Source organism: Noviherbaspirillum denitrificans, assembly GCF_002211445.1.
Lineage (GTDB): Bacteria > Pseudomonadota > Gammaproteobacteria > Burkholderiales > Burkholderiaceae_D > Noviherbaspirillum > Noviherbaspirillum denitrificans.
In genome coordinates, this window is sequence record NZ_LSTO01000024.1 from 1 (window position 1) to 9659 (window position 9659).

At 61.5% G+C, this 9659-nt stretch carries 9 protein-coding genes and 1 pseudogene; 8 read left to right on the top strand and 2 right to left on the bottom strand.

The window, feature by feature from the left end; translation table 11 throughout:
* The 8 genes and pseudogenes from AYR66_RS27615 to AYR66_RS27650 all read left to right on the top strand — a co-directional run.
* Positions 1 to 535: pseudogene (locus AYR66_RS27615) on the top strand (monovalent cation/H+ antiporter subunit D); the annotation flags it as partial.
* Positions 532 to 1026 carry a Na+/H+ antiporter subunit E gene (locus tag AYR66_RS27620; protein WP_088710737.1) on the top strand — a complete coding sequence of 165 codons (495 nt, stop codon included), beginning with the start codon at positions 532 to 534 and terminating at the stop codon, positions 1024 to 1026. The pseudogene AYR66_RS27615 and the gene AYR66_RS27620, both read left to right, overlap by 4 nt.
* 9 nt (positions 1027 to 1035) lie before the next feature.
* Entirely contained in the window at positions 1036 to 1314 is a 279-nt protein-coding gene (locus tag AYR66_RS27625; RefSeq protein WP_088710738.1) for a K+/H+ antiporter subunit F, read from the top strand.
* A complete protein-coding gene (gene mnhG / locus AYR66_RS27630) occupies positions 1311 to 1682 on the top strand; it encodes a monovalent cation/H(+) antiporter subunit G (protein ID WP_088710739.1) in 372 nt (123 codons plus the stop codon). The genes AYR66_RS27625 and mnhG overlap by 4 nt, the downstream gene beginning before the upstream one ends.
* Before the next feature lie 70 nt (positions 1683 to 1752).
* Positions 1753 to 3096 (top strand): NADP-specific glutamate dehydrogenase, encoded by a 1344-nt coding sequence (gdhA, locus tag AYR66_RS27635; protein WP_088710740.1) that lies wholly within the window; start codon positions 1753 to 1755, stop codon positions 3094 to 3096.
* A gap of 176 nt (positions 3097 to 3272) precedes the next feature.
* Positions 3273 to 4418 carry a nitric oxide-sensing protein NosP gene (nosP, locus tag AYR66_RS27640; RefSeq protein ID WP_206047375.1) on the top strand — a complete coding sequence of 382 codons (1146 nt, stop codon included), beginning with the start codon at positions 3273 to 3275 and terminating at the stop codon, positions 4416 to 4418.
* Complete coding sequence (locus tag AYR66_RS27645; protein WP_088710742.1) at positions 4411 to 5556, top strand: sensor histidine kinase; 1146 nt, start codon at positions 4411 to 4413, stop codon at positions 5554 to 5556. The genes nosP and AYR66_RS27645 overlap by 8 nt, the downstream gene beginning before the upstream one ends.
* Positions 5546 to 7756, top strand: coding sequence for a putative bifunctional diguanylate cyclase/phosphodiesterase (locus AYR66_RS27650; protein ID WP_088710743.1), 2211 nt, complete (start codon positions 5546 to 5548; stop codon positions 7754 to 7756). The genes AYR66_RS27645 and AYR66_RS27650 overlap by 11 nt, the downstream gene beginning before the upstream one ends.
* A 46-nt stretch (positions 7757 to 7802) precedes the next feature.
* Here the strand turns inward: AYR66_RS27650 and AYR66_RS27655 are convergent, their stop codons facing one another.
* Together AYR66_RS27655 and AYR66_RS27660 are read right to left on the bottom strand one after the other, a co-directional pair.
* Positions 7803 to 8687 (bottom strand): cache domain-containing protein, encoded by an 885-nt coding sequence (locus AYR66_RS27655; RefSeq protein WP_088710744.1) that lies wholly within the window; start codon positions 8685 to 8687, stop codon positions 7803 to 7805.
* 237 nt (positions 8688 to 8924) lie between these two features.
* Positions 8925 to 9659, bottom strand: a 735-nt coding sequence (locus AYR66_RS27660) for an MFS transporter (protein WP_206047371.1), incomplete at its 5' end; no start/stop codon positions are given.

Consider the following 9659-nt stretch of genomic DNA (forward strand, 5'->3'; position numbering starts at 1 on the left):
CCGCTCTCCCGGTGCGGCAGTGCTGGCGGTGACGATGGAAGCGTTTGCTGTCGAGGAGTCGCCCGGAGAGCCGGTTGGCGTCGGAATTCCCGCCGCACTGGCATTCCTCGGACTGTCGTTTGCCGCCTGCGCCCTGGTCATTACCGGCTTGCCGCCGCTATCAGGCTTCGTCGCGAAATTCAGCCTGTTCCATGCACTCATCAATCCGCCTGGAGCAAGCACAACGGCGACGACCTGGACGCTCATGACGCTGATCCTGCTCTCCGGCATGGCTGCCATCATCGCGCTGATGCGCTTTGGCGTGCGCACATTCTGGGCTGCCGGCAAGGTCGCGCAACCGCGCCTGCCCATCACCGAAGTGGCGCCGATCTGCCTGCTGCTGGTGCTGTGCGCGTTACTGACCGTGAAGGCCGGACCGGTCATGGCTTACCTGGAGCGAACTGCCGCCGACCTGCATCGTCCGGACCGTTATATCGAGCGCGTGTTGTCCGAGCCCGTTGTGCCGGGCGTGCAACACAAGGGGGGCGCACAATGAAACGCTGGCTGCCATCGCCGCTCGTGTCGGGAATCGTGCTGCTGCTGTGGTTGCTGCTTCAGCAGAGCGCCGATGCGGCAAATCTCCTGCTGGGGCTCATGCTTGCCCTTGGCGTGCCCTTGTTGACGCGTCCGTTCTTTCATCCGATCGGATTTCCCCGGCTCTCCAAGCCCGTACAGCTGCTGAAGCTGCTGGCCTTGGCGGGGATCGAAATCGTGCGTTCCTGCTTCAACGTCAGCCGCATCATCCTGTTCGCCCGGCCCGAGGGCTTGAACTCGCGCTTCATCCGCATTCCGCTTGACCTGAAGAATCCGTATGGGCTTGCCTTGCTGTCGTGCCTGATCAACATGACGCCGGGCACCGTGTGGGTGGAAATCCTCCCGGAAAAGTACGAGCTCGCCTTGCACGTGTTCGACCTGCACGACGAGCAATGGTGGGTCGACACGATCAAGTCCCACTACGAAAGACCGCTGATCGAGATCTTTGAATAGGAGCGTTCCATGGAAATCCTGTTGCAACTGGCGATCGGCTACGCAGGTGCATGCGTGGTCATTGCCATGCTGTTCTGCACGGTGCGCCTGCTCATCGGGCCCGCCGCACACGACCGCGTCCTCGCGCTGGATACGCTATGGATGTGCTGCATGCTGCTGGCACTGGTGCTGGGCATTCGCTTTGGCAGCCAGGTCTATTTCGAGGCGGCGATGCTGATTGCATTGCTGGGATTCGTCTCGACCATTGCACTGGCCAAGTTCCTGATGCGGGGGGAAATCATCGAATGAATGGAATGGAACACATCCCGGCGTGGGCCGCCGTTGCGGTATCGCTGCTGCTGGTTGTCGGCGGAAGCATCATCCTGATCGGTGCGCTCGGGTTGATGCGCCTTCCTACTTTCTACCAGCGCATTCACGGCCCCGCCATCACTGTCACGCTCGGCGCCGGCGGCGTGCTGCTGGCATCCATGCTGTATTTCACGGTGCTGCAATCACGCCTGGTATTGCACGAAGTATTGATCACCCTGTTCGTCCTGATGACCGCGCCCGTCGTGTCGATGCTTCTCATGCGCGCAGCGGTTTACCGTGACCTGCGCGCCGGGAAGCTGGACCGGACGGCGAATGATGACGTCTATGGATCGATGTCGAAGGAATGACTGATTTTGCGGACATGCGGCAATGGAGGTTGCCGTGCCCGCCCCCCAACCACGCAACTTAGGAGAAAGCATGAAGTACGCCTCTGCCCACCAATACCTGCAACACGTGGGCGACCGCAATCCGGGCCAGCCGGAATTCCTGCAGGCAGTGACGGAAGTCATGGAAAGCCTGTGGCCGTATATCGAAAGCCACCCGAAATATGCCGAGCAAGGCTTGCTTGACCGGCTCGTCGAGCCGGAGCGCGTCGTCATGTTCCGCATTGCCTGGGTGGACGATCATGGGCAGGTGCAGGTCAATCGCGGCTACCGCATCCAGCACAGCATGGCGATCGGCCCGTACAAGGGCGGCATTCGTTTTCATCCGTCGGTCAACCTGTCGGTGCTGAAGTTCCTGGCCTTTGAACAAACTTTCAAGAACGCACTCACCACGCTGCCGATGGGTGGCGGCAAGGGCGGCGCCGATTTCGACCCGAAGGGCAAGAGCCCGGGCGAAGTAATGCGCTTCTGCCAGGCGTTCGTGAGCGAGCTGTTCCGTCATGTCGGCTCGGATACGGACGTGCCCGCCGGCGACATCGGCGTCGGCGGCCGCGAGGTCGGCTATATGGCCGGCATGATGAAAAAACTCAGCAATCGCGCCGACTGCGTGTTTACCGGTAAGGGATTGACCTTCGGCGGTTCACTCATTCGCCCCGAAGCGACAGGGTACGGCACGGTGTATTTCGCCGAGGAGATGCTCAAGACGCGCGGCCGCTCGTTCGCCGGGTTGCGCGTGGCGGTCTCCGGTTCCGGCAACGTCGCGCAATACGCAGTGGAAAAGGCAATGGCGCTCGGCGCAAAGGTCGTGACCGTGTCGGATTCCAGCGGCACCATCCTCGACGAGGATGGCTTCACGCAGGAGAAACTCGCCATCCTGATGGATGTAAAGAACCATCACTACGGCCGGGTAAACGACTATGCCCAGCGTACGGGTGCCCGCTTTGAAGCCGGCAAGCGTCCGTGGCATGTACCGGTCGACGTGGCGCTTCCATGTGCGACGCAGAACGAACTGGATGCCGATGACGCCGCCACCCTCATCAGGAACGGCGTTCTGTGCGTGGCCGAAGGCGCCAACATGCCGTCCACGATCGAGGCCGTCAAGGCGTTCGAGGCAGCGGGAATTCTTTTTGCGCCGGGCAAGGCCAGTAACGCCGGCGGTGTGGCCACCTCCGGGCTGGAGATGAGCCAGAATGCGACGCGCATGTCCTGGCCGCGCGAGGAAGTGGACAACCGTCTGCTGCAAATCATGAAAGGCATTCATGCCGCATGCCTGGAATACGGCACGCGCCCGGACGGCAAGATGAGCTACGTGCATGGCGCAAACATCGCGGGATTCGTGAAGGTGGCGGACGCGATGCTGGCACAGGGCGTGATTTGACGTGCAAGCTCAGGGCGCAAGGCGCCCTGCCTGCGCTCCTGCAACGTTTCGGGAATTTCCTGTAGCAAAGCCTCGCCCGGATCGCGTATGAACTTTGCCAGTTGAATGGTTTCCAAGGAAAGGCCCAATAGCAGAAAAAAGACATGCCGCAGTGTCGCGACGAGGCATAAGCAGTGATCTCACAACACCATGTTCGTACTGCGCAGTCGTGCGCAGAAGACGCACGCGTTGCCGTGCGCGAACTTCATGCCGGTATTCAACAGCCCGATATCGAGCTGGTGGTTTTCTTTTGTTCCAGTCTCTATGATCTTGATGCGATCGCCGATGAGATAAACCGCGTGTTCGCCGGCCTGACGGTGGTCGGCTGCACGACGGCCGGCGAAATCGGACCGCTCGGCTATGAGGCGCACAGCATCAGCGGCGCCAGCTTTTCCGCTCATGTGTGTTCAGCCGTCATCGGACATATCGACCAGCTTCAGCAATTCGAGATTGCCGGTGGGCGTCGCTTTGCGCAGTCATTGCTGCAGCAACTGGAAAGCCATGCGCCGGCGGCCGACACCAGCAACAGTTTCGCGTTTTTGATGATCGATGGCATGTCCCGGCGTGAGGAGCCGGTGGCGCGCGCCTTGCAAGACGGACTTGGGGAGATTCCGCTTTTCGGCGGTTCCGCCGGGGATGACCTGAAGCTGGCGCGTGGCTGGGTTTTTCACAACAACAAGTTTCATTCCGACAGTGCCGCGCTGATCCTGGTCAGCAGCACCCTGCCTTTCAGGATCTTCAAGACGCAGCATTTTGTCAGCGAGTCGGAACGGCTCGTCGTCACGGAGGCCGACGCCAGCCGCCGTGTCGTCAAGGAAATCAACGGTTTGCCGGCAGCCGAGGAATACGCGCGCGTGGTCGGCGTGGATGTGAGCGATCTGAGCCCGCATCGCTTTGCCGCATCGCCCGTGGTCGTGGCAGTCGATGGCACCGATTACGTGAGGTCGATCCAGAAATCCAACCCGGACGGCAGCCTGACTTTTTATTGTGCAATCGACGAAGGACTGGTGCTGCGCGTCGTGCGGGGCGTGGATCTCGTGGGCAACCTGGAGCACGCGTTCGAGAACCTGCGGGCGGCGGTCGGCCCCCTGCAAATGGTGATTGCCTGCGACTGCGTGCTGCGTAACCTGGAAATAAAGCAAAGCGGCCTGAAGGAGGCAGTCGGCGCCGTACTGCAGCGGAACAACGCGATTGGCTTCAGTACTTACGGAGAGCAGTTCCGCGGCGTGCACGTCAACCAGACCTTGACCGGCATCGCTTTCGGCAGCCCGCGCGATGGCTGAACTGATGCCCTCCTCCGCCGCTGGCGAGGAGCAGCGGCTGCAAAATGAAATTGTGCGCCTCAACAAGATCGTGCGGGCATTGATCAACCGTGCTGAGCGCAGCATGAATGCGCAGGGATCGGATTTCGGCTTGTTCCAGACTGCCATCGTTCTCGAAGACCAGGTGCGCGACCGGACGCGCGAACTGGAGGCGGCGCTGCGGGAAAATGAAAAGATCAACCGCGCGCTGCAACGCACCACCGAACAGATGGAGCGCGAAATCGAAGAGCGCAAGCGGGCGCATACCGCACTCGAGCGCGAGCGCGAAGAGCAGAAAGTCTTGATTGTCCGCCTGGAGCAGGCGATGAACCAGCTGGTACAGGCCGAGAAAATGGCAGCCCTCGGAAGCCTTGTTGCCGGCGTCGCGCACGAGCTCAATACGCCGCTCGGAAATTCGCTGACGGTGGCGTCGGCACTGAAAGAAGTGGTCGGCAATTTCACCGACCGGTTCACTGCCGGCGGTTTGAGCAAACAGGCGCTGCGCGATTTCATTGACCAGTGCCGCGAAGCGGCGCAGCTGATCGAGCGCAATTCGCAACGCGCCGCGGCGCTGATCGGCAATTTCAAGCAAGTCGCAGTCGACCAGACCAGCATGCGGCGCCGCAAATTCGACCTGCGCCAAGCCCTGGACGAGGTATTGTCGACGCTGCAGCCGAACCTGCGGCCGACGCGCCATCGCCTGGTCGTCGACGTCGAACCCGGCATCGAGCTCGAGGGCTATCCCGGACCGATCGAGCAGATCATCGCCAACCTGTTGACCAATTCGCTGATGCACGGTTTTGAAGACATCGACGAGGGGACAATCCACATCAGCGCCGAACGAAGCGGCGAGGATCATGTCGCACTGCGCTTCAGCGACGACGGCACAGGCATGAGCGATGCCACTGCACGGCGCGCGTTCGATCCCTTCTACACCACCAAGCTGGGAAAAGGCGGCAGCGGCCTCGGCCTGTACATCGTCTACAACCTGGCAACCGTCGTCCTGGGCGGTACGATCAGGCTGACCAGCAGGCCAGGCCAAGGGGCAAGTTTTGAATTGCTGCTGCCGCTGGTTGCGCCGGAAGCGCCGGTCGCCGACGAGGAGCGCCATGCGACCTGAAGACGAACCGCTCGACTTTCTCGACCAGGAACCCGAACAGGCCGAGGCCGGCGGCGCGGCATGGAAGCTGCTGATTGTCGACGACGACATCGAGGTGCATGAGGCGACCCGTTTTGCGATCCACGATATGCGCATCGCCGGGCGGCCGCTGCAGCTGATCAACGCCCATTCCGCTGCCGAGGCTGCCCGCATCCTGGAAGTCGAACGCGAAATCGCCGTCATCCTGCTGGACGTGGTGATGGAAAGTCCGAATGCCGGCCTGGACCTGGTGCAACGCATCCGCCATCAGCTTGGCCTGACCGATGTGCGCATCATCCTGCGTACCGGCCAGCCCGGCCATGCGCCGGAACTGAAGGTGATCCGCGACTACGACATCAACGACTACAAGACCAAATCCGAACTCACGCATACCCGGCTGGTGACGGCATTGATCGCGGCGATCCGTTCCTACGACCAGTTGCGCACGATCAGCGAAAACCGGCGCGGGCTGGAATTGATCGTCACGGCGACCCCAGGCCTGATGCAGGCCCAGGAACTGGACAGCTTCGCGAGCAATGCGTTGCGGCTCATGATGTCGCTGATGCACATGCGCGGTGACGGCATCGTTTGCGTGAAAGGTGGCAGTGTCGGTGATGAAAAGGATCTTGAAGTGCCCCAGGTCGTTGCCGGTGCCGGAGAATTCGCTGGTGCTGCCGGCAGGCCGCTTGAAGCGCTGGCCGATACGGAGATGATCGCTGCCGTCCGGGAAAGCATGGCGCGGCAATCGCATTGTTTCGCGGCAGGCTACACGGCCTTGTTCCTGCGCGCTGGCCACCGGCTGGCGGTGATGCTCGTCAGGAACCAGAGGCAGTTGACCGCGGTCGAGCTCCAGTTGCTCGAAATTTTTGCCGCCAACCTCTTGTCCTGCTTTGACAATGTCTCGCTGGTCGAACGCCTCAATTACATTGCCTACCATGATCCCTTGACTCGCCTTCCCAACCGGACGCGCTTCATCGAGGAGCTGGACAAGGCCGGTGCCATTCCGGCACAGGGACACGTGGTGTGCATGATCGACATCGATCGCTTCACCGACATCAACAATGCGCTCGGCCACGCCGTGGCCGACCAGTTGTTGATCGCCCTTGGGCAGCGCCTGGGCCAGGCCTGTCCTGACTGCCATCTGGCGCGCATCGGTGCAGATACCTATGGCTTGATTGGCGCGGAAGCGCGGCTCACTGCCGAACACTTTCTGGCGCTGCTGCAAGAGCCGTTCGCCGCCGGCGACCAGCTATTGCAGATCAGCGCAACCATCGGCCTGTGCCGCATTACCGGGATTGAAAGCGGCGATACGCTATTCAATCGTGCGGACATGGCCTTCACGCGGGCGCGTCTCAATCCGCATGCCGGACCGGCCTATTTTTCACCCGACATGGAGCAGCACACCCACTCGCGTCTCGAGATGCTGCGCCAGTTGCGCCGAGATTTTTATGACGGCCGGCTGGCGGTCTGGTTTCAGCCGCAAGTGTCGCTGGCCGATGACGGCGTGATCGGTCTTGAAGCGCTGGCGCGCTGGCCGGACAGCCATGGCTTCACCCATCCGCCGCAGGTGTTCATCCCGCTGGCCGAGGAATCCGGCCTGATCGTCGATCTCGGCGCCTGGATACTCGATCAGAGTTGTGCCGCGTATTCCCGGCTCGCGGCGCGCGGACATGCGCCGCGCCGGATTGCGGTCAATGTCAGCATGCCGCAGATGCGCCGCCCCGATTTCCCGGAGCGCGTGGCACGCTCGCTGGCCGCGCATGGCGTGCCCGCATCCGCGCTGGAACTGGAAATCACTGAAAGCCTGCTGCTGGACGAACCGCAGGTCGTCCTGTGCAATCTGCACGCGCTGAAACAGGCGGGTATCCAAATCACGATCGACGATTTCGGCACCGGCTACTCCTCGCTCGGCTACCTGCGGCAGTTGCCGATCGATTGCATCAAGATCGATCGCTCGTTCATTGCCGAGATCGACTGCGGCAGGGGCGACATGTTCGCAGAAACGATCATCTCGCTCGCCCGCAAGCTTGGTGCCGAGACCGTAGCCGAGGGTGTGGAAACCACGGCGCAGGTGAGTTGCCTGCGCGATCTCGGCTGCGACACCGCGCAGGGCTTTCTGTATGCCAGGCCGATGCCTGCCGATGAACTGGCCAGCTGGATGGAACAGCGGGCGCTGCATTGAGTCAGGCCGGAGCAGGCAGGCCTGTCCGCCTGCTCGGCAACCGCCTCTACTTCTGCTTCGAGTAATAGCCCACGCCAACCACGACATCGTTCACCCGCTGGACCAGCGAGTGCTTCGGCTCGACAGCGTTGGTCGCCGGGTTGCGCCACACATAATCGACCGTGCCGCTGCCTTTCTCCTTGACCAGTGCGATCATTTCCTGCACCAGCGGCTTTCCTTCCGCGTCCCGCATATCGCGCACATTCTTGCCGACGAGACGCGGCGCGGCGCCGGAAGCGCGATATTTTCCATCCTCGAGACCGATGGCAAAAACGTACAGGTCGCCCCGGATGAATGCGCCCTTGGGATCATTGAACTTGCGGTAGGACGCGGTCGCGCCTGACTTCTTCATTTGCGCGACTGCCTTATCCAGCATGCCCTGCGCTTCTTCTTCGGTGGAGCGAGGCAGGTAGTAGCCCACGCTGACGACATGGTTGTCGACCTTGGTGAAGAGGGCCGTCTTGAGTTCGACGTGGTTGTTGCTCCGATTAAGCCAGCGATATTCGACACTGCCGCTGCCGCTCGTTGCGGCCTTGTCCAGCATCTCGCGGATGAACGGTTTTCCCGCGGCGTCACGGAGGTCGGTGACGTTGGTGCCAACCAGCACTTCGGGTGCTGCGCCATGCGCGACCATCATCCCGTCCAGCCCCATTACATAGACGTAGTACGATCCCTGCGCGAACTCGCCGTCGCGCCTGCTGAATGCCTTGAATGCCTTGTCGGTTCCGTTCTTCTGCAGATAGGAAACCGCGTCCTCGAGCAGCGACTTTGCCTTGTCTGCTTCCGCGCGTTCGATCGCACCGATCGATGCATTGGTCGGGGCAGCATGGGCAAGGGATACGGCGCCCAGCGCGAGATGGCAGAGCAGGAAAATGCGAGGTAAAGCTTTCATGGACGACTCCTTGGCGGTGATAGATGGAGCCAGTCTATTCAACGCAAATGCGACGACACTTTGACTCAAATCAAACACTCCGGAAGCATGATATGGGTGTTCTTTTTTGGGACAGGGGGGACAGTCGGAAGTGTTCCTGTATGGAGCAGAAATCGCGGACTTGTGGCGGATATGCCAAAAGCCCGCTTCACTTTGGTAGCCGAGAAAATTCAGGATGAAATCCGGCACGCATGCACTTCAATTCGCCGCTGAACCGGCGAGCCGAGCATCACTCGTCCGGTACCGGCGCATGAGGCGATAGGCCAGTTCTGCGATGACGAACGCGACCGCGACGAGTACGGCGCCCACGTAACCGAGCTGGTGACGGTCGAGCAAGGCGATGCCGGCGGCGCCGATCACGCCGGAAGCCGATACGCCGACATACAGTGCCGCGGAGTTGAGTCCGAGCAGAAGCGGTGCGGAGGCGGGTGCGAGGCTGATCAGGCGGTGTTGCTGCGGCACGAGCAGTCCCCAGCCGCATACGCCCCACACGGCAATTGCGATGGCTGCGCTCCAGAGATGGGCGGAAGCCAACGGCAACAATGCGAAGTCGATTGCGGCAACCGCAAGCGAACCAACGATGATCATCCGGTTGCCGAAGCGGTCGGTCAATTTTCCAGCCACGAGATTGCCCGCGGTCGCTGCAAAGCCCCACAGCAAAAGAAGCCCGGCAAGCACGTCAGGTTGACCCGAGGTGACGCGTTCGAAGGCGACGCCGATGTAGGTGTACACCGCAAAGAGACCTGCGTAGGCAACCAGAGTCGTCAGTAGCGTCAGCGTGATGCGGCTGTCGTTCAGCGGAGCGAGGCGCTGGCGCAAGGTCACCGCAGGCAAGGCGGGAATGGCGGGCAGCATCATGTAGACGGCGAACCAGGCAATCACGCCGACGGCAGTCACAAACCACATCGTCGAGCGCCAGTCTCCCAGACCGCC

Excerpts from the sequence above, each read along its gene's own strand:
- AYR66_RS27620 (WP_088710737.1), top strand. The coding sequence starts at position 532 with ATGAAACGCTGGCTGCCATCGCCGCTCGTGTCGGGAATCGTGCTGCTG.
- AYR66_RS27645 (WP_088710742.1), top strand. The coding sequence starts at position 4,411 with ATGGCTGAACTGATGCCCTCCTCCGCCGCTGGCGAGGAGCAGCGGCTG.
- gdhA (WP_088710740.1), top strand. The coding sequence starts at position 1,753 with ATGAAGTACGCCTCTGCCCACCAATACCTGCAACACGTGGGCGACCGC.
- AYR66_RS27655 (WP_088710744.1), bottom strand. The coding sequence starts at position 8,687 with ATGAAAGCTTTACCTCGCATTTTCCTGCTCTGCCATCTCGCGCTGGGC.
- AYR66_RS27650 (WP_088710743.1), top strand. The coding sequence starts at position 5,546 with ATGCGACCTGAAGACGAACCGCTCGACTTTCTCGACCAGGAACCCGAA.
- AYR66_RS27625 (WP_088710738.1), top strand. The coding sequence starts at position 1,036 with ATGGAAATCCTGTTGCAACTGGCGATCGGCTACGCAGGTGCATGCGTG.
- mnhG (WP_088710739.1), top strand. The coding sequence starts at position 1,311 with ATGAATGGAATGGAACACATCCCGGCGTGGGCCGCCGTTGCGGTATCG.